General features: G+C 52.4%; 25 protein-coding genes. 11 read left to right on the top strand and 14 right to left on the bottom strand.

Features of this window, described 5'->3' with window-relative positions:
* Window positions 1-8: 8 nt before the first annotated feature.
* The 5 genes from J1836_RS19590 (at window position 9) to recB (ending at window position 7,805) form a co-directional block, all read left to right on the top strand.
* On the top strand, window positions 9-800 hold the full coding sequence (locus J1836_RS19590; RefSeq protein WP_207252824.1) for a formylglycine-generating enzyme family protein: 792 nt from the start codon (window positions 9-11) through the stop codon (window positions 798-800).
* 87 nt (window positions 801-887) lie between these two features.
* Window positions 888-2,792 (top strand): CHAT domain-containing protein, encoded by a 1,905-nt coding sequence (locus J1836_RS19595; protein WP_207252825.1) that lies wholly within the window; start codon window positions 888-890, stop codon window positions 2,790-2,792.
* A 2-nt stretch (window positions 2,793-2,794) separates the two neighbouring features.
* Window positions 2,795-3,733, top strand: a complete 939-nt coding sequence (locus tag J1836_RS19600; protein WP_207252826.1) for an AAA family ATPase — start codon at window positions 2,795-2,797, stop codon at window positions 3,731-3,733.
* A gap of 34 nt (window positions 3,734-3,767) precedes the next feature.
* Entirely contained in the window at window positions 3,768-4,103 is a 336-nt protein-coding gene (locus J1836_RS19605; protein WP_207252828.1) for a Pepco domain-containing protein, read from the top strand.
* 153 nt (window positions 4,104-4,256) lie between these two features.
* The gene (recB, locus tag J1836_RS19610; protein WP_207252830.1) at window positions 4,257-7,805 is read left to right on the top strand and encodes an exodeoxyribonuclease V subunit beta; all 3,549 of its coding nucleotides are present in this window, start codon (window positions 4,257-4,259) and stop codon (window positions 7,803-7,805) included.
* On the opposite strand, the gene J1836_RS19615 is transcribed toward recB, so the two are convergent.
* Genes J1836_RS19615 through J1836_RS19625 form a run of 3 tightly spaced genes read right to left on the bottom strand, consistent with a single transcriptional unit; the run spans window position 7,790 to window position 10,105 of the window.
* Window positions 7,790-8,554, bottom strand: a complete 765-nt coding sequence (locus J1836_RS19615; protein ID WP_207252831.1) for a sulfite exporter TauE/SafE family protein — start codon at window positions 8,552-8,554, stop codon at window positions 7,790-7,792. The genes recB and J1836_RS19615 overlap by 16 nt on opposite strands.
* Window positions 8,555-8,575: 21 nt before the next feature.
* Complete coding sequence (locus J1836_RS19620; protein WP_207252833.1) at window positions 8,576-9,277, bottom strand: hypothetical protein; 702 nt, start codon at window positions 9,275-9,277, stop codon at window positions 8,576-8,578.
* 36 nt (window positions 9,278-9,313) lie between these two features.
* On the bottom strand, window positions 9,314-10,105 hold the full coding sequence (locus J1836_RS19625; RefSeq protein WP_207252835.1) for an inositol monophosphatase family protein: 792 nt from the start codon (window positions 10,103-10,105) through the stop codon (window positions 9,314-9,316).
* A 349-nt stretch (window positions 10,106-10,454) separates the two neighbouring features.
* Here J1836_RS19625 and J1836_RS19630 point away from each other — a divergent pair, with 349 nt between their 5' ends.
* Entirely contained in the window at window positions 10,455-10,688 is a 234-nt protein-coding gene (locus tag J1836_RS19630) for a hypothetical protein (protein WP_207252836.1), read from the top strand.
* A 70-nt stretch (window positions 10,689-10,758) separates the two neighbouring features.
* Here J1836_RS19630 and J1836_RS19635 read toward each other — a convergent pair whose 3' ends face one another.
* The 9 genes from J1836_RS19635 to rsxA are packed head-to-tail and all read right to left on the bottom strand — an operon-like array spanning window position 10,759 to window position 17,342.
* On the bottom strand, window positions 10,759-11,214 hold the full coding sequence (locus J1836_RS19635; RefSeq protein ID WP_207252837.1) for an outer membrane lipoprotein: 456 nt from the start codon (window positions 11,212-11,214) through the stop codon (window positions 10,759-10,761).
* 9 nt (window positions 11,215-11,223) lie between these two features.
* Window positions 11,224-11,646: a DUF1841 family protein gene (locus J1836_RS19640; RefSeq protein WP_207252838.1), complete on the bottom strand. Its 423-nt coding sequence runs from the start codon at window positions 11,644-11,646 to the stop codon at window positions 11,224-11,226.
* A complete protein-coding gene (gene nth, locus J1836_RS19645) occupies window positions 11,646-12,278 on the bottom strand; it encodes an endonuclease III (protein ID WP_207252839.1) in 633 nt (210 codons plus the stop codon). Before nth ends, J1836_RS19640 begins: the two co-directional genes overlap by 1 nt.
* On the bottom strand, window positions 12,275-12,988 hold the full coding sequence (locus tag J1836_RS19650) for an electron transport complex subunit E (RefSeq protein WP_207252840.1): 714 nt from the start codon (window positions 12,986-12,988) through the stop codon (window positions 12,275-12,277). The genes nth and J1836_RS19650 overlap by 4 nt, the downstream gene beginning before the upstream one ends.
* Window positions 12,985-13,617, bottom strand: coding sequence for an electron transport complex subunit RsxG (gene rsxG, locus J1836_RS19655; protein WP_207252841.1), 633 nt, complete (start codon window positions 13,615-13,617; stop codon window positions 12,985-12,987). The genes J1836_RS19650 and rsxG overlap by 4 nt, the downstream gene beginning before the upstream one ends.
* Window positions 13,614-14,648: an electron transport complex subunit RsxD gene (rsxD, locus tag J1836_RS19660; RefSeq protein WP_207252842.1), complete on the bottom strand. Its 1,035-nt coding sequence runs from the start codon at window positions 14,646-14,648 to the stop codon at window positions 13,614-13,616. The genes rsxG and rsxD overlap by 4 nt, the downstream gene beginning before the upstream one ends.
* Window positions 14,645-16,210 (bottom strand): electron transport complex subunit RsxC, encoded by a 1,566-nt coding sequence (rsxC, locus tag J1836_RS19665; protein WP_207252843.1) that lies wholly within the window; start codon window positions 16,208-16,210, stop codon window positions 14,645-14,647. Before rsxC ends, rsxD begins: the two co-directional genes overlap by 4 nt.
* Window positions 16,207-16,761, bottom strand: a complete 555-nt coding sequence (gene rsxB, locus J1836_RS19670) for an electron transport complex subunit RsxB (RefSeq protein ID WP_207252844.1) — start codon at window positions 16,759-16,761, stop codon at window positions 16,207-16,209. Before rsxB ends, rsxC begins: the two co-directional genes overlap by 4 nt.
* The gene (gene rsxA / locus J1836_RS19675) at window positions 16,761-17,342 is read right to left on the bottom strand and encodes an electron transport complex subunit RsxA (protein WP_207252845.1); all 582 of its coding nucleotides are present in this window, start codon (window positions 17,340-17,342) and stop codon (window positions 16,761-16,763) included. The genes rsxB and rsxA overlap by 1 nt, the downstream gene beginning before the upstream one ends.
* 177 nt (window positions 17,343-17,519) lie before the next feature.
* Between rsxA and J1836_RS19680 the strand changes: the two genes are divergently transcribed.
* Both J1836_RS19680 and J1836_RS19685 read left to right on the top strand, forming a co-directional pair.
* A complete protein-coding gene (locus J1836_RS19680; RefSeq protein ID WP_207253227.1) occupies window positions 17,520-18,779 on the top strand; it encodes a glutamate-5-semialdehyde dehydrogenase in 1,260 nt (419 codons plus the stop codon).
* Window positions 18,780-18,940: 161 nt separating this feature from the next.
* Window positions 18,941-19,210, top strand: a complete 270-nt coding sequence (locus J1836_RS19685; RefSeq protein ID WP_207252846.1) for a type II toxin-antitoxin system TacA family antitoxin — start codon at window positions 18,941-18,943, stop codon at window positions 19,208-19,210.
* Here J1836_RS19685 and J1836_RS19690 read toward each other — a convergent pair.
* Window positions 19,169-19,666 carry a type II toxin-antitoxin system VapC family toxin gene (locus J1836_RS19690; protein WP_207252847.1) on the bottom strand — a complete coding sequence of 166 codons (498 nt, stop codon included), beginning with the start codon at window positions 19,664-19,666 and terminating at the stop codon, window positions 19,169-19,171. The genes J1836_RS19685 and J1836_RS19690 overlap by 42 nt on opposite strands.
* 52 nt (window positions 19,667-19,718) lie before the next feature.
* Between J1836_RS19690 and J1836_RS19695 the strand changes: the two genes are divergently transcribed.
* Window positions 19,719-20,318 (top strand): FMN-binding negative transcriptional regulator, encoded by a 600-nt coding sequence (locus J1836_RS19695; RefSeq protein ID WP_207252848.1) that lies wholly within the window; start codon window positions 19,719-19,721, stop codon window positions 20,316-20,318.
* Between the two features lie 24 nt (window positions 20,319-20,342).
* Here J1836_RS19695 and J1836_RS19700 read toward each other — a convergent pair whose 3' ends face one another.
* Window positions 20,343-20,942 (bottom strand): glutathione S-transferase family protein, encoded by a 600-nt coding sequence (locus J1836_RS19700; RefSeq protein WP_207252849.1) that lies wholly within the window; start codon window positions 20,940-20,942, stop codon window positions 20,343-20,345.
* Between the two features lie 370 nt (window positions 20,943-21,312).
* Here J1836_RS19700 and J1836_RS19705 point away from each other — a divergent pair, with 370 nt between their 5' ends.
* Both J1836_RS19705 and ntrB read left to right on the top strand, forming a co-directional pair.
* On the top strand, window positions 21,313-22,587 hold the full coding sequence (locus J1836_RS19705) for a CmpA/NrtA family ABC transporter substrate-binding protein (protein WP_207252850.1): 1,275 nt from the start codon (window positions 21,313-21,315) through the stop codon (window positions 22,585-22,587).
* Between the two features lie 46 nt (window positions 22,588-22,633).
* Window positions 22,634-23,401, top strand: coding sequence for a nitrate ABC transporter permease (ntrB, locus tag J1836_RS19710; protein ID WP_207252851.1), 768 nt, complete (start codon window positions 22,634-22,636; stop codon window positions 23,399-23,401).
* Window positions 23,402-23,405: the final 4 nt, after the last annotated feature.

Below are 23,405 nucleotides of genomic sequence, written 5' to 3' on the forward strand. Positions count from 1 at the left end.
CCAATAATGTGATAAATAAGTTGTCAAAAGCTTCTCAGCAATCGCAACCAACGACAGTAACCCCAACAATGGTTAAAATCAATGGTGGTAAGTTTACAATGGGCTGCGACTCTGAACGTGAAGATGGCTGCTTGGCTAACGAAAAGCCCGCGCATGAAGTCAATGTATTGACCTTTTGGATGAGTAAAACCGAAGTGACGGTTAGGCAGTATATGGTCTGTGTGAATACGGGTGCTTGTCCTAAACCGCAATGGCAGGAAAAGAATGCGCCCAGTTATTACAAGGCTATGGGTGAGGCTCTCATTGGTGATAATTACCCGATTGTGGGTGTTAGTCAGCCAAATGCCATAGCTTATGTGCAATGGTTGAGTCAGCAAACCACCAAAAAATACCGTCTGCCGACAGAAGCTGAATGGGAATATGCAGCACGAGCAGGTACGAATACTGCCTACTCGTGGGGCAACGGGATAGGCAAAAATAATGCAAATTGTTCTGGGGACTTGTGCGGCGATAAATTTAACTATACTTCTCCTGTTGGTAGTTTTGCAGAAAACCCATTTGGTTTGTATGACATGCACGGTAACGTGAATGAGTGGATGGAAGATTGTTGGAAGGATAATTACAATGATGCCCCTGTCGATGGTAATGCTCGTCAGGGGTGTCGCATGAATGCCTCTGGTGTGTTACGGGGGGGCGCGTGGTTTTACGAACCTCAGTGGTTGCGTTCTGCTTCCCGCAACGGTTATCCGCTAGATTTTCGTATCAATTTTGTTGGATTTCGTATTGCTAGTACTAATTAACAGGTTAAATTAACTTTTTCCTTCATTATCAATGCGCAAATCCTAAGCGTGTTGAATATGTGACACTGTTTGTTATAAGCTCAGTAAATGATCGTTAGTTGGGGGGATCTTGTGCTGAATTTCGACCTCGTTATCCAATCGGCTGCTACGGGCTATGCGTGGGGCTTGTACCCGCAAGGGCAGCCAGCGCCCTGTTTGCAGGGCAATTTCCAGTTGGATACGGTAGAACTCAAAGGCAAGCCGGTAAAGCTGAGTATGCTGGATGATGCCTTTATCCATTTCAAAAAAGACATTCTGAGTGCATTTGACGAAGCTGCCCAGTTGCAATTGGGGCAATACCTTTACCAATTAATTTTTGCTGCTGCGTCCGCCAATCTTTTTCCCCCGCAAGAAGCCGTGCTATTACGGGTAGTGTCGGATGATGCCTTTATCCAGCGTATCCCGTGGAATTTATTGACCTGCCATAACACTTTTCTGGTGATGGAAGACTGGCATGTCACAGTGGCAACCCAAGCGAATGCGCCGAGGCGTGCCGTGCAGTTTGCCGATGTCCCCAAAGTCTTGCTGGTGTGTCAGGAACCGCGTGACCAAACCGCGACGGGGGCTGGGGAACACGGCAACGATTTACTGCAATATTTGCGGGGGCGGCGTTACGGCTATTTCCTCAACTCGCACGCCTTGGCAGTCGCGGCGGATTGGGATAGTTTTCGCCGTAAGCTGGATGAACAGTCGTGGGATGTCATCTATTACTACGGGCATGGCATGGGTGATGGTTACGGCGCATCCCTATTGTTTACTGATGCCTCCGGCAAGGCGATGGAAGTGACGATGGGCAAGCTGGCGGCGATGCTGAAAGCAGCCCCGCCGAGTTTACTGTATTTGAATGCCTGCCGCAGCGGTAGCAATGGCATTGCGGGGTCAGTGACACAATTGCAAATGATCCCCGCGCTATTGGTGAATCGTACCGATGCGCTGACTGATGCCGCCCGCGAACATGGGCGGATATTCCTCGAACGGCTGTTGCTTGACCATTACCCGCCGCATCAGGCCATTACCCATGCCTACAACAGCAAAGGGCATGGTTTAGCAGCGATTCGTTGGATGATCCCGATCCTTTACCAACATTACACCGAATGGCATTTCCCGCACAGTAATGTGCAGCGTTTTGTCGTCAAAGACATGCACTGGTATTTGAAGCTTGACCGAACCGCCCAATTCAGCCGGGTGTTTTACCACACCAGTGAGATGCTGGTGTCCGATAGCCCGACCACCTTGGCGTGTTTCTGGCACGGTACAAAAGAGCAGGGCGTCGAACGTTTTCACGAGCGCCTGCCGATTGAGTTGAAAAAACATTCGCGGGATATGGAAATGGTGACCTTTACCTTCCGTTGGCCTGCCCATTTCAACGAGTTGCATCAGGCGTTTGAACACATGGTCTGTAAAGGCTTCGGGATACGCTTTCTGGATGATTTGCCCGGTATGCTGCAAAACCTCAGCATTGGCGGCATCAGCAATCCCTTGGTGGTACATTGCCGCTTTGAAACACTGCGCAAGGGTAGCCCTATGAATCTGGGGCGCTTGGCATTCTTCCTGAAATGGTGGGAAACCGAAGTCCATGCTCGCCTGCGTTCATACGGGATACGCACTTTGTTGGCACTTGGCTATGAGTTGAAAGAGCCTGACCCACAGTTTGCAACGATTTGTCGCAATGAATTAACCAAGGTTAAACTTAAGTCCGGGATGAAGCTGGAATTGCTGGATGAGCTACAACAGGTGAGTGAACAAGACATCTTGGATTTTTTGGAGAAATTTGATGTGGAGTTGCCGGTAGTGGGGGATGACCGCTCGAAATTGATCAACGACATTGTGGTGCGTACCGAGGGGCATTACGAGAAAGTACTCAACGAATTGCAGACCATTGTTTCGCAAGCACATAAACTGTTTGAACAGCAGATGATGCCTGCCAATGTTATCACTGACCACGGATATTAAGCATGACCTACCCCTTCAACCTATTAGCACAATCTGACCCAAAAGCCGTGCTGGATGCGTTACAAAACCGCCGAATCCCCAAAGATGGTTTGAAAACCGACGCACCGCGTTTTGTTCCAGACATTGATTTGCAAGAAGCCATCAACACCGCGCTTGCTGTGGGCGAACCTTTGCTGCTGACTGGCGAACCGGGAACAGGTAAAACACAAGCAGCATACTACGCCGCATGGAAATTGGGGCTAGGCGATGTGCTGCATTTTCAGGTCAAGTCCGACAGCACCGCGCAAGACCTGCTCTACCATTTCGACAGTGTGCGCTATTTCCACGATGCCCATTTGCGGGCGGGTGTGACCCTGAGCAAAATGGATTACGTGGAAGAACGCCCCTTGTGGGAAGCGCTGACCTCCGACAAACCACGGGTGCTCTTGATCGACGAAATCGACAAAGCTCCACGTGATTTCCCCAACGACTTGTTGCATGAACTTGATCAAATGAGTTTTACCGTCAAAGAAACCGGGGGAGTGGTAACGGTGCAAGACCATAACCGCCCTTTGGTCTTTATCACCTCCAACAGCGAACGCCGTTTGCCGGAAGCGTTTTTACGCCGCTGCGTGTTTCACCACATCGACTTCAAGCGTGATTTGTTGAAAACCGTGCTGGCAAGTCATCAGGCTTCGTTTAGCCGCTTCTCTGACGGTTTTCTGGAACTGGCGGTTAATCGCTTCATGCTGCTGCGTAAAGAACGGCTGCGCAAGATACCCGCCACGGGTGAACTGCTGGTATGGCTGAAAACAATGGCATTGGATGCCGGTACGTCCAGCCAACGTCTGGATGAATTGTTCCGGCAACTCGACAATGCTCAGAAAAAGCCGCCTTATCTCGGCACACTGCTGAAAGACCGCGAAGATCTCAAAGCCATGCAACAGCGTTATCCAACCTGATTGCCGCTTTCTTAATCCAACAAGGAATATGTCCATGAAAGAATTACCTGTTATCTTTTCTCAAGAAACCCAAGCAGCCTCAGGCAATGCTACCGGTGGCTTCGATAGCTTGGGTGGCGGACGCTTGAGTTCTAGTAACAGCAATGGTGGTTTGCGTAACTTACCGACCGAAAAGCTGGCAGCTTCCCTGAGTAGTATCAAAGATAGCCTTGATGATATTTTTGCTTCCATCAAGCAAGTGGGTAATTTTGAATTGAATGAAGTACAACTTACCTTGGAAATTACTGCTGAAGGTGGGTTTGCTTTGGTCGGTCTGGCAAAAGCCGGTGCAACCGGCGGTATTACCCTGACATTTGCACCACCCAAATAAAAAACCCTCCGGGGAGGGAGGGTTGAATGCATTAAGGGCTGTGAATTTTTATTCATGTACTAGTTTTGGGGACTCTTGGGCTTAGAGTTCAGTATGTATAACGATTAAGCTCCGGTTCGGTTGACACCCTAATGAAATTTTTTGAAAACAGTCATGCAAACACTTAACGCCAAAACCGTTGCCCTCACTGGCACAAACCTAATCGAAGCCAGTGCCGGAACCGGCAAAACGTGGACGATTTCATGGTTATACCTGCGCCTCGTCGCCGTCTATGACCTGAAAGTCGACACGATTCTAGTAGTAACGTACACCGAAGCGGCAACCGCCGAATTACGTGATCGTATCCGCAAACGCCTCGCCGATGCCTTGGCGTATTTGGAAGAGCGCCCGCACGAAGAAACCTACGCTGAATTGCTGATTGAAACCCCGTTACACGACTGCATTCAACGCCTGCAACTTGCCTTGGTGAGCTTTGATGAAGCCGCCGTTTTCACCATTCATGGCTTCTGCAAACGCGTGCTCTCGGAAAATGCGTTTGAAGCCCGTTTGCCGTTTGAAAGCGAATTGGTGGCAAACGAAGACGCTTTGCTGACCGAATTAACCGATAAATTTTGGTATCAGCATTTTCTCAAACCCGACCCGCTGCATTTGATGCTGCTGCAAAAACGTGGTGTAACCCCGGATAGTTTGCTAGCGGATGTGCGTAACTTTATCGGCAAACCGTATTTGCAAGAAGAGCACGTCACCGTCACATCAGCGGATTTCACGGCGGTTAACACGGCATTACTGGCACAATTAAGCGTATGCAGCACCATCTGGCAGGCAGACGGTGCAACCATTCGTCAACTGCTGCGCGATGCGTTGGCTGCTAAGGTATTAAATGGGGCTAGTTACAAAGCGGATAAACTCAACGACTGGTTTGCGTTGTTGGATGCGCTGTTCGCCAATGGTTTTACGGGAAAAGGCGAAGAAACCACCTTAGAAAAATTCACGACCAGTTACCTGAAGGTCAAAATCAATAAGGGCAAACAGCCGCCTGCCCATCGCTTTTTTGACAGCAGCGAACAACTCTTGGCATTGCGCCAGCCCGTTGAAGACATGTTGCCGTTAGCGTTGGAACAAGTGCGCTTAGCCTTATTGCACCACTTGCGGCACGAATTACCCATCCGCAAACAGCAATTGGGCTTGCTGACCTTCGACGACTTGCTGCTGCATTTGCGCGAAGCCGTGACGCAACACCCCGCACTGGCGGCACGTTTAGCGACAAAATACCAAGCGGCGCTGATCGACGAATTCCAAGACACTGACCCGATTCAATACGAAATTTTTGAGCGCATTTACCGCAACAGCCCCGATCAACCCGTATTCTACGTGGGCGACCCCAAGCAAGCCATTTACGGTTTTCGTGGCGCGGATATTTACACCTACCTGAAAGCGGCACAAGCCACCTGTTACCACCATACGCTGAAACACAATTTCCGCTCACACCCCGCGTTGTTGACTGCGCTCAACCACCTGTTCGCCCAGTCTGACCAACCCTTCCGCAGCGACATCAGCTACGAAGCCGTCGCAGCAGGCAAGCCGCAGTCCGATTTGCTGGTCGCACCACCGCTATCCCCCATCCGTCTATGGGACTGGGATTCCCTCGATGAAGGCAACAATAGCACGACCGTGCAAGCAGGCATCGCCAGCGCCGTCGCCAACGACATTGCCCGCTTACTCAATGCTGCCCGTCAAGGCGCAGCACGTATCGGCGAGCGCCCCGTGTGCAGCAGTGACATCGCCGTCTTAGTCCGCGAAAACCGCCAAGGCGAACTGGTCAAGCAAGCCCTGTTGGAACGTGGCATTGCCAGCGTGCAAAAGTCCCGCGATAGCATTTTTTGCACCCGCGAAGCCAGCGAATTCCGTGCCGTGCTCCGCGCTATTGCCGAACCGGGCAATGAATCTGCCTTGAAACAAGCGCTCGTCACCGAGTTATTCGGCTTTACCGCGCAACGTTTGTTTGAATTGGATGAAAATCCCACCTTGCTGGAACGCGAACTCGAAGCCTTTCACCGCTGGCATAAAACCTGGCACACACAGGGCTTTATGCCGATGTTCCGCCAGTGGATGCTGCAACGCGGGCATTACGCACACTTGCTGGCCTTGGTGGATGGCGAACGTCGCCTCACCAACTTATTGCATCTTGCCGAACTCATCCACACGGAAAGTCGCTTGCAAGGGCATGGGATGCACGCGCTAATCCGCTGGCTGCAACAAAAAGCCGAGGCTGCTGAAAAAGACGAAGCCCACGAATTGCGTCTAGAAAGTGACGAAAATCTGGTGCAAATCACCACCATCCACAAAAGCAAGGGGCTGGAATACGGCATCGTGTATTGCCCGTATTTGTGGCTAGAGCGTGACCCCAAGGCGAGTACGTGGTTCAGTTGGTATGACGCGGATACGGAGGAAGGCGTATCGCGTTTGCAAGCAGAAGCCTTTGCCAGTGATGCCGCTCGCCAGCGTTTCCGTGAGGCGGAACAGGCGGAAAACTTGCGCCTCCTGTACGTGGCAGTGACTCGCGCCAAATACCATTGCACTATTGCACTGGTGAGCGGGCGTATTCCTGCTCCCTTTAGCTATTATTCGGCACTGGGGTGGCTGTTATTCGGTAAACTGGCGCAGGGGCATGAGATTCTCAGTAAATTGCGCAAAGACGGAATGCAGCCGGATGTGCGCCAAGCCTTGATGCACGCGCAACTCCAGCAGGTCGTGAAACAATCCGACGGTTGTATTAGCCACGAATCCATGCCTGTTGATGATGCGTTGATTAGCTATCAGCCAGAAACAGGTGAGTGGCAATCCAGCATTCGGCGTTATCAGCCGCGTTATACACCCGTACCCAAAGTCGGCAGTTTCAGCGGTCTGGCATCCGGCAAGGAAGACGAACGCCCCGACTACGATACCCTCGCGTGGCAAACGCCCGTGGTGCATGAAACGTTGCGCACTGCGTTTCCGCGTGGTGCAAAAGCGGGTAGTTGCTTACACAAAATGCTGGAAGAGTTGGATTTTACCCAGCCGCTTGCTGAGCAACGCGATAAGGTGTTGCTGCCTGCACTAAAACGGCATGGTTTACCAGAACGCTGGCGTGAAGCAGGCGAGCAATTATTGGAAAAGACATTGCATACGTCACTGGGGGCAATCGTGCTGTGTCTTGCGGATCTTCCCAAAACACAACGTCTTGACGAGCTGGAATTTTATTTCCCCGTAGAACGTTTGCGCCTAAAGCCTCTGCAAGCCTTGCTGCACCAGCATTTGCCCGCCGAATGGACGCTGATTCACGCCGCCGTCGACAAGTTAAAATTCAATGATTTAACAGGGTATCTGAAAGGCTACATCGACTTGGTATTCGCCGCTGATGGTCAGTATTTCGTGGTGGACTATAAATCGAACGAACTAGGCACGACCCCAGCAGACTACACGCATGAGGCGATGCAGCAAGCAATGGCGGAACACCATTATTACCTGCAATACCTGATTTACTGCTTGGCATTGCACCGCTATTTGCAGCAACGCCAGCCGCACTATGCTTGGGAGAAGCATGTCGGCGGGGCGTTGTATTTGTTCTTGCGTGGCATGACACCGGAACAAGCGGGTTCAGGGGTGTTTTTCCACAAACCCGACTGGCAACTGATTGAGGTGTTGGATCATTTGATCCAATAAACCACGGCGACCACTATCCCGATGCTCACGACTAGCCAGCGTAGGGTATTCGGGTTAACGTTGCTGGCAAGTTTGCCGCCTAATACGCCGCCTGCGAGTGCGCCGATCGCCATGACAAAGGCAAGCGACCAGACCACTTTGCCAGAGAATAGGAAAAAGCCTGCCGCCGCGATATTGACTCCAAACGCAACCGCTTGTTTGAGCGCATTCAGCCGCGTCAGGGAGTCATCCAGAATCAACGCCAGTGCAGCCAGTACGATAACGCTTAGCCCCGCCCCGAAGTAACCACCGTACACGGCGGCTAGCAAGATTAACGGGATGACCCAAACGACTGGGATGCCTTGCGCACGGTGTGCCTGTAAGCGGCGGTTGAGCCATGCTCGCAACGGCGTCTGGATAGCCAATAACAGTGCTGCCAACAAAATCAGGAATGGCACGAGTGCTTGGAACACTTTTTCCTCAGTATGCAGCAGTAAGACCCCACCGATAATCCCACCCGCGAGTGCTGCCGGTAATACCAACCACAAACGTTGCGACTGGCTGCGAATATCCTTGAGCTGTGCCAGTGTTGCGCCGAAATAGCCGGGGCAAAGCGCTACCGTGCTGGTGACATTGGCAACGACAGGCGGGATACCCAGTGCTAGTAAGGTTGGGAACGTAATCAGTGTGCCGCCGCCTGCCAGTGCATTAATTGCACCCGCTGCCATTGCCGCGAGGGCTGCGAGTAAATAAGCCATCCAATCCAGCATGAAGTTTGGTTTCCGAAAAAGTTAATGCGGTAAGTCGTTGGCATAAGCGAGTAGCGCGGTTTCCAAGCGTGCAAACGCTTCGGGTTTTTTGCTAGCGCCCGGAAAATGTTGGTAGACCAGTTTTTTGCTTGTGCCGTCAATACTGACTTCAAGGCGTTGGTCGTAATGGCGTTGCCCCGCTTTTGCGTCGCCAAAGGTAGCGCGTTTCAGGGTTAAAATGCCACTGTCTTTGACGACGGCGTATAAGTTATCGAGATCTTCGGTGGTGAGTGCCATGCTGATGGTTTTGAGGTCGCTTTGTTGCCAGCAAGGGCTGCTTTTTACCCATTGGGCGCAACGTCCGGTGGTGTCCTCGAAGTAGGTGTAGCTGAGAATGCCGTTTGCCAAGGCAATTTCGGTGTAGAAACTTTCGCCCGTGGCTAGAAAGCGTAGTGCAAGCGTATTATCCGGCGTGGCTTGTTGCGCAAAGTTGGGAATTTTTAGCGTATTGGGTTTGTCCGGCGGCTTGGTGGGCATGGCGTTTTGCTCCGGCGGGTGCGTCTGCACAACCGTGGAATGATCGGGTTGCAATTTGTCCGCTTCGGGAATGATGACGGGTTCTGCCGCTATCGATTCGGCGGGGGGCATTGGTGGAGGGGGGGCACGTTGTTCGCAGCCACTCAAAAGCAGCAACGTTAACAGAAGCAGGGAGTAGGCAGCAGTGGCGAGGTTAGGCTGTTTCATCCCCTGATTTTAGTCTATCAGGGGATTTGCGGGGGATTAACGATTCGCCATGATCGGGTGCAGGCGTTTAATCATTTCTTTGAAGACTTTTGGGTTCGCTGCAACGACATCGCCGGTTTTTAGGAAAGTATTGTCGCCTTTCATGTCACCGATCAAACCACCGGCTTCTTGCACCAGCAATACGCCAGCAGCAATGTCCCATTCATTCAGACCAAATTCCCAGAAACCGTCAAAACGTCCGCTGGCAACATAAGCCAAGTCGAGTGCCGCAGAACCGGGGCGGCGCACGCCTGCGGTATCCGGCAACATGGCTTTCAGCGTTTGCAGGTACAGGTCGAGGTTTTGGTTGGCGCGGAAGGGGATACCTGTACCTAACAGAGCACTTTGCATGGTACTGCGTTCCGATACACGGATGCGGCGACCGTTCAAGGTTGCACCACCGCCCCGTGATGCTGCAAAGGTTTCATCGCGCAAGGGGTCGTATACCACGCCGACCAATAAACGTCCGTTATGTTTTAGGGCAACCGATACCGAGTATTGCGGGATGCCGTAGAGGAAATTGGTTGTGCCATCTAACGGGTCAATGATCCATTCGTAATCACTGTCGGGACCGTGTTTGCCGCTTTCTTCACCTAAGAAGGCATGGTCTGGGTAGGCGCGTTGCAACAGGCGCACAATGATTTGCTCGGCTTCCCGATCGACATTGCTGACAAAATCATTGTGGGCTTTGTTTTCAACATCCAGCTTGTGTACTTTGTTGGCATGGTGGCGGATCGATTCGCCTGCTTCGCGGGCGGCTTCAATGGCTTTTCTGAGCATCGGATGCATCAACAAACTCCGGTATTGGGGAATATTACGGGGCGCTAGGATAGCACAGGCAGCGGTGTTTCTGCACGGTGTTACGTTAGAGAAAGAAAGTTCCAACAGTTTTTTTATTTTGCTTATAAAAAAAATCGAATTGTATTTTTAGCGAACTAAATTACTCTTATTGGGTGTAACAATAATGTTACCTAATCATAAATACAGCAAAGAGGTATATAAAATGGTAGGTACGACAGTTCGGAAAGGGTTAGCAACCATATCGCTGGTTTTTTTATCATTAATTTCGCTGCAATCCTATAGTGCACCGATTAATGGAGTCGCGGCTGCGGATACAACTTTGTCAAAAGTTTTACTGATGGCTACGTTAAATAACGGTCCCGCCATGAAACCTTATACGTGGACAGTATACCGTTTGGATAATGGCAAGTCGGTGTTAGAAACTTCGCTGACTCGGCATTCTGCCAATATTGAGCTTGCGCCGGGTTTGTATCGGGCAGATGTAACCTCCGAAGATGGCACTGTTAGCCGGTCAAGAACATTTGATTTGCGCACGGTTAGCAGTAGTGACGTTATTATCGCGATGGATTAAATGATGCAAACATTGAATTAAGGGCGCATAGAATAATGCGCCCTTGTTTTTTCGGTGAGTGTTTTTTGATTTAGTGAGTAATGCGTGCTTTACCGTCTTGGCTAGTTAATACTTTAACTTGTTCACCCACGGTAAACGGTTCGTCTGCTAATTGCGCAATCGCAACTGTGCGGTTATCGTCCATGCGCACGGTGATTTCTACACCTTGTTTGGTTTGAATACTCCGATCCAGCGCGATACCGACCGTGCCGCCGATGACTGCACCCGCGACACTGCCAATGATTTGACCTTTGCCTTGCCCGACATCACTGCCGACTGTGCCACCGATCACGCCACCGGCGACTTTGCCCGTTTCAGCATTGTCTTCGCGGATCATCACATTGCGCACTCCTAGTACCGTGCCGTATTTGACTTCTTGCAGTGTGCCTGCTTGCGCGGTGGTGTAGGTGTTGCTGGAGGGCGTAATGGAGCAAGCGCCCAGTGCCAATGGGAGTAATAAGATTCCCGCGTAAAAGCCCGATTTCATTGTTTTACCTCATCGTTTGTGTTGTAAGCATTCAAGATACGCTGCTTCATCCGGTGCTGTCTGGTGGCGTTGTGCCAGCCAGATGCTTTCTGCCAGACAATCCATCATACGGTGTTCAGCGGCGTTGTTGCCGTATTGGATCACCAATTGCTGGTAAAGTTCGCGGATTCCGGTCGGACGGTTAGTCGCCACTTGCTCACGAATCCCCAGATGTAAGCCCATGTGTAAGAACGGATTGGTATCCCCCTGTTCCGGCAGGTAGTCACGTTGCAGGGTTTTGTCGTGATGTTCAAGCAAAGCGTGGTATTCAGGGTGTTCCGCCACCACGCTGGCAATCTGTGTTTCCAGCGCATCCAGCGGTTGTTTTTGTTTGAACTTCTGCCAGCATTGCAGGTAGTAGCGGCGCATACTGTCGCGGTCATTACCAAACATTAGACGGTTTTCTCCTTGAAATCACACAGGTCAGCAATGATACAGTGTTTGCACTTAGGCGTGCGTGCTACGCAGGTATAACGCCCGTGCAAGATTAGCCAATGGTGTGCATCCAGCAGGTATTCCTTGGGAATGTTTTTGAGCAAACCTTTTTCGACTTCCAATACGTTTTTGCCGGGAGCAATGCCGGTACGGTTGGCGACGCGGAAGATGTGCGTATCCACCGCCATCGTCGGTTGGTGAAATGCCGTGTTCAACACCACGTTGGCGGTTTTGCGCCCTACACCGGGTAAGGCTTCCAATGCAGCGCGATCTTGCGGCACTGCCGAGCCGTGTTTGTCGATGAGCATTCGGCAGGTTGCGATAATATTCTTGGCTTTGCTGTTAAACAGACCAATGGTTTTGATGTAATCCTTCAAGCCCTCTTCGCCCAGCGCAACAATCGCCTCAGGGGTATGCGCGGCAGGAAATAGGTTTGCCGTGGCTTTATTCACGCCCTTGTCGGTGGATTGCGCCGACAAAATCACCGCAATCAGCAATTCAAACGTGCTGGCATATACCAGCTCAGTGGTCGGGTTTGGATTTGCATCGCGCAGGCGATGGAAGATTTCCTCCCGCTTGACCTTGTTCACGCGCTCTCACCAGCGGGCGTAATCCGTACTATCGGTTGCGCTTGCGGGGTTTTAACGGTTTGCGCCTTGCGCTTGTCAACGTAGTTTTTCAGCGCTACCAAAAAGCCCAGCCCGATAAATGCACCGGGGGGCAGGGCAGCAAGCAACATGCCTTTGTAGTCTGCACCGAGACTGAGGGTTAAACCGCGAGCCGCTTCACCAAACATCAAGTGTGCTTGATCAAACAATGTGCCATTACCGACCAGTTCGCGCATTCCGCCCAGCACGACTAATACCAGCGTAAAACCAATTCCCATCATCAAACTGTCAAAACCTGCTTGCAGCGGTGGATTTTTCGAGGCATACGCTTCAGAACGTCCAATCACGATGCAGTTGGTGACAATCAGCGGGATGAAAATCCCCAAAATGCCATACAGCTCATGGAAATACGCCTTCATCAGCATTTCGATCAAGGTGACGTTGGCAGCAATAATCATGACGAAGGCGGGGATGCGGATTTCTTCCCGCACTAAATGGCGCACAATCGAAATCGCCAGATTCGAGGCAACCAAGGCAACAGTCGTCGCAATGCCCAACCCCAAGCCGTTCACGAAATTGGTCGTGACTGCCATCAGCGGGCATAGCCCCAGCAATTGCACCAAGCCGGGGTTGCTTTTCCACAAGCCGTTGATGCTGATGTCGCGGTAGACCGCCCAATCGACTTTGTTCATGGCTTTGCCTCCTGCTTAAAAAGTGTGCTGAAATGCTGTTGTGACCACGCAAGCGTATTTTTCACCGCTTTGACGATGGCGCGTGGGGTGATGGTTGCGCCCGTAAACTGGTCAAATTCACCGCCATCTTTGCGGACTGCCCAACCTGTGTCTGTAGGATTTTGCAGCGATTTGCCGTTGAAACCCAACATCCAGTCGCTTTTTTCTACTTCGATTTTGTCACCTAAGCCAGGGGTTTCCTTATGACCCAGCACGCGCACGCCTGCAAGGGTTTGATCGGCGTTGACCCCGACAATCAGACGGATACGCCCACTGTAACCATCCGGTGCAGTTACGGTGAATAACGCCGCAACGGGTACGCCTTGCTTGCGGGCGCGGTAGACCGTGACCTTATCCGCACTGCCAAATTCCGCCGCAGGCAAGTCTACTGTGTCCGCCAGCAAGTCATTGTCATAGGTTTGGTGATCCACCAGCGCATTCAAGCGGCTCAAGGTGGCAGCACGTTCATTCGCCGCAATTTGGTCTTTGGTCAAGTCAAACGCCAATGCCAGCGCAATCGTCCCGAACAGCGCGAAACCCGCCAAAATAGCGCCCGGTTGTTCCAACAATTTCTCGTAGATACGTTTCATCCCAGCCACCCCCGTTTTGTGCCATAAACCCGTGGTTGGGTGTAGTAATCAATCAAAGGGACTGCCATATTCATAATCAATACCGCAAATGCAATGGCATCGGGGTAGCCACCCCAAGTACGGATAATGTAGGTAAACAGTCCAATCCCCGCCGCGTAAATCAGCTTACCCATTGGCGTGGTGCTAGCCGATACGGGGTCGGTTGCAATGAAAAAAGCCCCCAACATCGCCGCACCGCCCAACAAATGGAACAGCGGTGACGCATACAGTTGTGGGTTTACCAGCCAGAAGATGGTTGCTATGCCGCCCAAACCTGCCAGCAGTGCGACAGGGATATGCCAACTGATGACTTTGCGTTGGATCATCCATAGCCCGCCTGCTAACCACGCAAGGTTAATCCACGCCCACGCATCCCCGCCGAATAGCCCGAAATGACCGCTAGCGTAGATTTCTTCCAAGGTTTTGTGCAGACCTAAATTCACTTTGACAGCATCCAGCGGGGTCGCACCACTAAGCGCATCCCAGCCTGTATTGATGCCCCAAAAGACTTTCTGGAAGGCTTGGTCTGCGCCAATGTGCGCAAAGCTGAAATGCACGGGTTCAGGCCAAATCGTCATTTGCACCGGGTAAGACACCAGCATCGCGGCATAGCCCACCATCGCGGGATTAAACGGGTTATACCCCAAGCCACCGTACAAATGCTTGGCAATCACAATCGCAAACAGCATGGCTACCGCAATCAACCACCACGGCGAAAACGCAGGCATGGCGACGGCTAATAGCCACGCCGTCAGCACGGCGCTGTAATCCATCAAGAACGGTTCGATAGGGCGTTGGCGCAATTTGAGCATAATCGCTTCAAATAACAGCGCAAAGCCAATGGCGAGTACCCAGTTGGTGATCATGCCCCAGCCGAAAAACCACACGAGCAGCAGCGTGCCGGGGATAAGGGCATACAGCACTTGCTGCATCAGCGTGCTGACATCCGCTTTGCCCGTGGCGACGGGGGATGTACGTTTGTTGAATATCATGCGGCAGTATCCCCGCTAGTGGTGGAGGCGGCTGCTTCGGCTTTTTTCGCTTTGGCACGTTCGAGTGCGGCTTGAATGGCTGCTTTTTTGCCGTCATCTGTGTTGGTTTGCGCCTGTTCTTTGTGCTTTGCCAGCTTTTCGGCTTTTTCGCGTTTGGCACGTTCGAGGCGTTCTTGATGGAATTCGTGACGTTCGCGGGCAAGATCAGCTTTGACTTTGGCTTCACGTTCAGTACGGATTTCGGCTTTAGCAAAGCGGTAATAATCCACCAGCGGAATGTGGCTGGGGCAGACGTATTCACAACAGCCGCATTCGATGCAGTCGGAGAGGTGATGCGTTTTGGCTTTGTCGAATTCCTTGGCACGCGCAAACCAATACAGTTGTTGCGGTAGCAAGCTGGTCGGGCAAGCATCAGTGCAGCGTCCGCAGCGGATGCAGGGCATGGCGGGTTGGGTATTTTCCAGTTCGTCATTCACCAGCAAGCAGTTCATGGCTTTGACGACAGGGGTTGCCGCGTCGTGCAAGGTAATGCCCATCATGGGGCCTCCCATGCGCCAGCGTTTGGCTTGCGGGGTTGTACCTCCGGCGTGGGCGGCAACGTGGCTGATCGGTGTGCCGAAGGGAATCTCAAGGTTGCACGGTTGCGCAATGCCATTGCCGGTGACGGTGACGTAGCGGCTTAAGGATGGTTCGCCGTGGACGACCGCGTGGTAAATGGCGCGTGCGGTGGCGACGTTATTGCACAATACGCCGATGTCGGAGGAACGTCCGCCGCTGGGAACTTCCTTGCCCGTCAAAATAAAGGTGAGTTGTTTTGCGCCGCCGCTGGGGTAAATCGTGGGGACGGCGACGACTTGGATGCGGCTATCTTGCGCGGCAGTGATCGCGGCTTGCATCGCCGCAATGGCTAAAGGTTTGTTGTCTTCCACCCCGATCAAGCATTCTTGCGGCTTGACGATATGCATCATGACTTGCGCACCCGCGACAATTTCAGCGGCTTGTTCGCGCATTAACATGTCGTCGCAAGTGATATATGGCTCGCATTCTGCGCCGTTCAAAATCAGGGTGCGGATGGGTTTGTCGGGGCGCACATTCAGCTTTACCGCCGAAGGGAAAACTGCGCCACCCATACCAACTACGCCCGCCGCTTTGACTTGCTGACGCAGAATGGCGGGGTCGATCTCGGTGTAATTTGGGTAAGTGGGCAGGCGGGCATCACCCCAATCGTCTTTACCATCGGGAATCAGTACTACACATAGATCATGCAAGCCGGAGGGATGTGCGACTGGACGTGGTTCAATCGCGCTAATCGTGCCGGAGGTGGTGGCGTGGACATTGACGCTGTTATTGCTTTGCGCCACCGCCAGTGTTTGCCCTTTGTAAACGTAAGCCCCTACGTTGGCGACCACTTTGGGTTTGTCACCTGCGTGTTGCAGCAGGGGAATCACCAGTTGCGCGGCTAACGGAATCTGGCGCGACGGGCATTGGGTAGAAACGTCTTTATTTTCATCCAGATGCAGACCGCCGGGGTTACGCCACAGTTTGCGTAAAGTTTGGATCATGGAGTCACCTTCAAGTTAAACACGGGGTACGGCCATTTCCAATTCGTCGGTTCAATTTTGATCGGGACCATTGCGATGCAATCCACGGGGCAGGGCGGTAGGCACAATTTGCAGCCGGTGCATTCGCTGGCAATGATGGTGTGCATGTGTTTGGCAGCGCCAACAATCGCATCCACAGGGCAGGCTTGAATGCAGAGTGTGCAGCCGATGCAGGTGTTTTCGTCGATGATGGCAACCAGCGGCATGTCGGTGTGTTCGCCGCTGTCGGCATCGAGGGGTTTGGCTTCCACCCCCAACAATTCTGCCAGCGCTTTGATGACTGCTTCGCCACCGGGGGGGCAACGGTTAATGTCGGCTTCGCCTTTAGCCATTGCTTCGGCATACGGGTGGCAACCGACGAAACCGCATTGTCCGCACTGGGTTTGCGGCAGGATGGCATCAATTTTTTGTGCCAGTGGGTTGCCTTCCACTTTGAAACGGATGGCAGCATAGCCCAGCAACAAGCCAAACACCGCCGCCATACCGACTACCACGAGAATCGCTGCAATCATTAGCTTTTTACCAACCCTGAGAAGCCCATGAATGCCAATGCCATCAAGCCTGCGGTGATCAGACCGATGGCATTGCCTTGGAAAATACCGGGTACGTCACCGACATTGATACGTTCGCGGATACCCGCAAATAACACCAGCACCATCGAAAAGCCGAGGGCTGCGCCGAAACCGTACAGGGCGGATTCAATAAAATCGTGCGCTTCTTGCACATTCAGCAACGCCACCCCCAGCACAATGCAGTTGGTGGTAATCAGTGGCAGGTAAATCCCCAGCACGTTGTACAACACCGGGCTGGTTTTGCGGATAACCATTTCGGTAAAGCCCACAATCGCCGCAATCACGAGAATAAAGCTAATGGTACGTAGATATTCCAAGCCAAACGGCACGAGTAGGTATGTGTCGGCGAGATAGCTGCTGACGGAGGACAAGGTAAGCACAAAGGTCGTAGCAAAACCCATGCCCATCGCGGTTTCGAGCTTGCGCGATACGCCCATGAACGGGCATAGACCTAAGAAGTGTGAAAGCACAAAATTGTTGACCCACACAGTGCCAACAATAATCAGTAGGTAATCTGTCATAAATAAAGGCTTCGGGAGTGGTTTCCAGTGAATAACTGAGCGGCGCATTCTGCCATATCTTGGGTGTTATAACCTACAGCAAAGCCGCTGCCTATGATAATTGTCAGAAAGATCGTACCAGTATTTTCGTGTTACCATTTAGGCATTGCATACCGTGAGGAATTTGGTTTGGACACGATGAATACGATTACCGCTTACATGCAAGGTGTTGGTCAGCAAGCGAAGCAAGCTGCTCAGATCCTTGCGAACACTGAGACTAGCACTAAAAACAAGGCATTGCTGTGCATTGCTGAGGCTTTGCTAGAACGTGCTGACTGGTTGAAAGCTGAAAACGCCAAGGATTTGGCGGCTGGGCGTGACAAAGGCTTGGATGCAGCGATGCTGGATCGCTTGACGCTGACCGATAAGACGATTGCAGGGATGGCGGAAGGCGTGCGCCAAGTGGCGACGCTGGCTGATCCGATTGGCACGATTACCGATATGAGCTACCGTCCTTCAGGGATTCAGGTTGGCAAAATGCGCGTGCCGTTGGGTGTTGTGGGCATTATTTACGAATCGCGCCCGAATGTGACGGTGGATGCGGCGGTGTTGTGCTTGAAGTCCGGTAATGCCACGATTTTGCGTGGTGGGTCGGAGGCGATTCATTCCAATCAGGCGATTGCGGCTTGTGTGCGGGCAGGCTTGGAAGCGGTGGGTTTGCCAGCGGCGTGTGTGCAAGTGGTGGAAACCACGGATCGGGCGGCGGTCGGCGAATTGCTGCGCATGGCGCAATACGTGGATGTGATTGTGCCGCGTGGGGGCAAAGGTTTGATCGAGCGGGTGAGTGCCGAGTCGCGCATTCCGGTAATCAAGCACTTGGACGGGATTTGTCATGTGTACATTGATGATCAGGCCGATCTTGAGAAAGCGGTTAAGGTGGCGGTGAATGCCAAGACGCACCGTTACGGCGTGTGCAATGCGATGGAAACTTTGCTGGTAGCGGAAGGTGTGGCGGCGCAAGTGTTGCCAGTGTTGGCGGCAGAATACGCGGCGAAGGGCGTGGAATTGCGTGGTTGTGAGCAGACGCGAGCGCTGTTGCCTGCGTGTGTGGTGGCGACGGAAGAGGATTGGAGCACCGAATACCTTGCGCCGATTTTGTCCATCAAGGTGGTGGCGGATATGGTGGCGGCAATTACGCACATTAATCACTATGGGTCGCAACATACCGACGCGATTATTACCGAGAATTACACGCGGGCGCGGGCATTCTTGCGGCAGGTGGATTCGAGTTCGGTAATGGTGAATGCGTCAACGCGCTTTGCCGATGGCTTTGAATATGGGCTGGGGGCGGAGATTGGGATTAGTACCGACAAGATTCATGCGCGGGGACCAGTGGGGTTGGAAGGGTTGACTTCGCAGAAGTATGTGGTGTTGGGGGATGGGCATATTCGGGTGTAATGTGAGTGAACGCCTTCGCTCCCCGCAACGAAGGCGTTTGCGTCAGGTGTGGATTAGTTGACCGCGTAGCCTGTGTGGGGGCGCACGGATTCTGGTAGAAATCCTAAGACAATGCAATATGAAAAACTGCATTCACAAGGTAAGTACAGGATCCTATGATTATGTCGGCACTATCAGAACGCATCAATCTACGCACCAACGCTGAAACCAAGAGCCTGTTAACGCGATCCGCTTCTTTCCGTGGCTTGTCGTTGAGTAATTTTTTGTTGGAAGCTGCCCAGCGCATGGCGCAAGAAGTGTTGAAAGGGCAGGAGCAAATCCTGTTATCCCAACGGGATTGGGAGCGGTTTGCGCTGATTCTTGATGATGATTCAGTGCCAAACGCGAAGTTACAAAAAGCCATGAATAAGTTTAAGGCTACCCAAGCATGAATCGTTGGGTAATTGAACCGTTCCATAAGCATGTGGGGTGTGATGGGTTTGCGTGCGGTGAGCCTGCGCTGGATGCTTATTGACTCGATAATGCTGTCGAGCAGGAAACACTGTGATGCCCAGTTGGGTTGCCAAGTTTGCAAGGCGTTTGTCTTTGGTCAGAAGACCGCAAGCATGGCGACGTGCTAACACGATATACAGCATGTCGTAAACGGGGTGGTTGTGTAGACTTGCCAGCGAAAGGGCTTCAACTGCCAATGATTGATCATCGACGATTTCATTGGGCAAACTCATCAGCTCTTCAAGCCGCCCGACGGATTGCTCCGTATCCAATAATGAATGGCTGACATACTTCCATAAGGCGTTAGCACATTCGGCAAAGTACAAGTGAGGGACAATGACGGGCTCACTGTTTTCCAATATATCCAATAATGGCACTGCATCTGGTTGGCGCATCAGTTTGCAGAGCATACCGCCCGAACAACGTTGAATAATAGGAATACCGCCGATGTACCTACCCAAACACTTTGAAGAGCACGACCAAACCGAAATCTTGCGTTTCATCGAAGCCCACGCTTTCGGCACGCTAGTCACGGTTGACGCAGGCGTTCCCTTTGCCAGCCACATCCCGTTTCTGTTGGAGCAGGGCGAAACGCTCATGCTGTCTGGGCATCTTGCCAAAGCCAACCCGCAATGGCAGCACCTCGCGGCAAACTCGCAGGTGTTGGCAATGTTCCAAGGCGCACACGCCTACGTTTCACCGACATGGTACGAAGGCGCAGGCGTACCCACTTGGAATTACACCGCAGTGCATGTCTACGGCAAAGTGCGCGTCATTCACGATGCTGACTGGCTACGCGAAAAAGTCGAACGCCTGAGTGCGCAATACGAAGGCAGCAGTGAAACCGCATGGCTTCCCAGCTACCCCGCTAAAATGCTGGAAGCCATCGTTGGTTTTGAAATCACCATCGAATCGCTGCAAGCCAAATACAAACTCAGCCAGAATCGCAGTGCGGCAGATCAGCGTAATGTCATGCAAGCGTTGGATGCCAGCGAGGGGGAAAACGAGCGGGGTGTCGCGGCATTGATGGCGAAATATCAGAAGTAAGTACGCATAGCGTGCCTCTCGCAGTTAAGCGGGTTGTGTGGCTTGCATCGCAGGGCGTTCACGGAATGACGTATACCACGCTAACGTTTGCGGGCAAGTAGCGGCTTGCAACAGGTGCGGCAAGCGAAATTCCAAATAGCCGATGGCTGCACCCAACGCCAGATGCGCCAGTGTGAGGCGTTTGCCCAAGGTGTCGAGGCGGGTTTCAATGTGTTTCAAGGTGCGGGTGATTTCCGTTTCCCAACGTGTCATCGCGGCGGGGGAACGCTCGTGTTCGGGGCGGCTGCGTTCTTCCATTACACGGTTGTAGGCAGCATCCATCACGCCGTCGGCGAGGGCTTCCCAACGCAGTATTTCCCAATGTTGCCAGCCGGATGGCGGCAGTAGCGTGTGACCGCTGAGGCTGTCGAGATAGCGACAAATCACAGGGCTATCGAACAAGGCTTCGCCGTTTGCTAGCACTAGCGCGGGGACTTTGCCGAGTGGATTGGCGGCGAAAAGTTCGGGTTGTTCCTGTGCGACGTTGACCGATATAACGTCGATTTGTGCCGCTAAGCCGGTTTCAATGGCGACCATACGCACTTTGCGAGCGTAGGGTGAAGTGGGGGAGTAGAACAGTTTCATCGTGTGTTTATGCTCTCGTTATTGCTTAGAGTGATTGTAGAAGGATGATGCCGATGCTGCACCAATCCTGCCAAAACTCGGCCGAAAAAGCACAACATAAGTGCATTCTAATGAACTGTGGGGTGGGTAGAGTACCCGCGCAACCCACCAATCTCGCTACAACTCCATTATTTTTATACTTGGCACATCCCTTGCATTGTAATCATCAAGCAGTCAACGGCGACTGCATTGATTCAAGTAACTCCTCCTCCTAACCGTGCGACGTAGTACGGCATTTGGGTAAAGCTGCCCTGACCCCCTGTTGGTTCCTCCTCCCCAACAGGCGCGTCAGGGCTTTTTTTTGTCTACACGAAATGAATTTGAGGTTTTTATGAGCGATACCAAAAAACCGGATACGTCCGTTACCAACCCTAGCCGCCGCGATTTCTTGCTGAAAAGTGGTTTGTTGATGGCTGCGGGTTCGATCATGACCATGGTTCCGGTAGGCGTGCGCAATGCCGCATGGGCAGCGGGTTCGGATGCACCGGAAAAACCCAATATCAATGTCGGTTTCATCCCGCTCACCGACTGCGCCAGCGTGGTGATGGCGAATTTGAAGGGTTTCGACAAAAAGTACGGTTTAACTATTACCCCGACCAAAGAAGCCTCATGGGCAGCGGTGCGCGATAAACTCACCAATGGCGAATTGGATGCAGCGCACGTTCTGTACGGCTTGATCTACGGTGTACAAATGGGCATCGGTGGGCCGCAAAAAGACATGGCTAACCTGATGACCCTCAACAACAATGGGCAGGCGATTACGTTGTCCAGCCAGTTGCACGACAAAGGTGTGACCGATGGCGCATCCCTTGCCAAATTCATGAAAGACAACCCGCGTGAATACACCTTCGCACAAACCTTCCCGACGGGTACGCACGCCATGTGGCTCTACTACTGGTTGGGCAGCTTAGGCGTGAACCCGATGAAGGACGTAAAAACCATCACCGTGCCGCCACCACAAATGGTTGCCAATATGCGTATCGGTAACATGGACGGCTACTGCGTCGGTGAACCGTGGAATGCACGGGCGATTGCCGACAAGATCGGTTTCACCGCCGTGACTACCCAAGACATCTGGAAAGATCACCCGGAAAAAATCCTCGGCACCACTGCTGAGTGGGTGAAAGCCAACCCGAATACAGCGCGTGCTTTGACCGCTGCGGTGTTGGAAGCCTCCAAATACATCGACGACATGGCAAACCGTGGCGAAGTTGCCACCGCCATTGCTGCCAAAGCCTACGTCAACACTGAAGCCAGCGTCATCGAAGGCCGTATGAAAGGCGAATACGACAACGGTATTGGCAAAACCTGGAAGGACGACAACTACATGAAGTTCTGCAACGACGGCGCGGTGAACTTCCCGTATCTGTCCGATGGCATGTGGTTCTTGACCCAGCACAAACGTTGGGGCTTGCTGAAAGACCACCCTGACTATCTGGAAACCGCGAAAAAGGTCAACCAGATCGACATTTACAAGCAAGCGGCAGAACTGGCGAAAGTCACTATCCCTGCTAGCGACATGCGCGAATCGACGCTGATTGACGGCGTGAAATGGGATGGCAAAGACCCGAAAGCGTATGCAGATGGGTTCGCAGTAAAAGTGTAACGGTGTAGGGGCGTATTGCATACGCCCTTCCCCTAAGGAGTTTCGTATGTGGAAAGAACGTTCGTTGGGGCTACTCGCCCCGTTCCTTGGACTACTCGGCTTTGTGCTGCTGTGGTCATTGGTATCCGCCACCAACCCGCAATTGCCGGGGCCGGTGTCAACATGGGCATCCGCCGTGGAGTTGTTCAAAGACCCGTTTTACCAAAATGGCCCGAATGATCAGGGCATCGGTTGGAATATCCTCAATTCGTTGGCGCGGGTGGGGATTGGTTTCGGGATGGCGGCGTTGGTGGGGATTCCGGTGGGTTTTATTATCGGGCGGGTGAAGTTTTTCAACGATATGCTTGCGCCGATCATTAGCTTGTTGCGTCCGGTGTCGCCGTTGGCGTGGTTGCCGATTGGTTTGCTGGTGTTTCAGAAGGCTGAACCGGCGGCGATTTGGGTGATTTTCATCTCGTCGATCTGGCCGATGATTATTAATACGGCTGTGGGCGTGTCACGGATTCCGCAGGATTACTTGAACGTGGCACGGGTGTTGAACCTGTCGTCGTGGAAGATGTTTACCAAGATTTTGTTGCCTGCAACCTTGCCGTATGTAATGACCGGGGTGCGCTTGGCTATTGGCGTGGCGTGGCTGGTGATTGTGGCGGCGGAAATGTTGACGGGCGGGGTCGGTCTGGGTTTCTGGGTGTGGGATGAGTGGAACAACTTGAATGTTGAACACATCATTATTGCGATTTTTGTGGTGGGGCTGATTGGTCTGTTGTTAGAACAATTTTTGTTGCTGCTTGCCAGCCGTTTGCGAACCGAGTGAGGTG

Source organism: Thiothrix fructosivorans (assembly GCF_017349355.1).
GTDB classification, from domain to species: Bacteria; Pseudomonadota; Gammaproteobacteria; order Thiotrichales; family Thiotrichaceae; genus Thiothrix; species Thiothrix fructosivorans.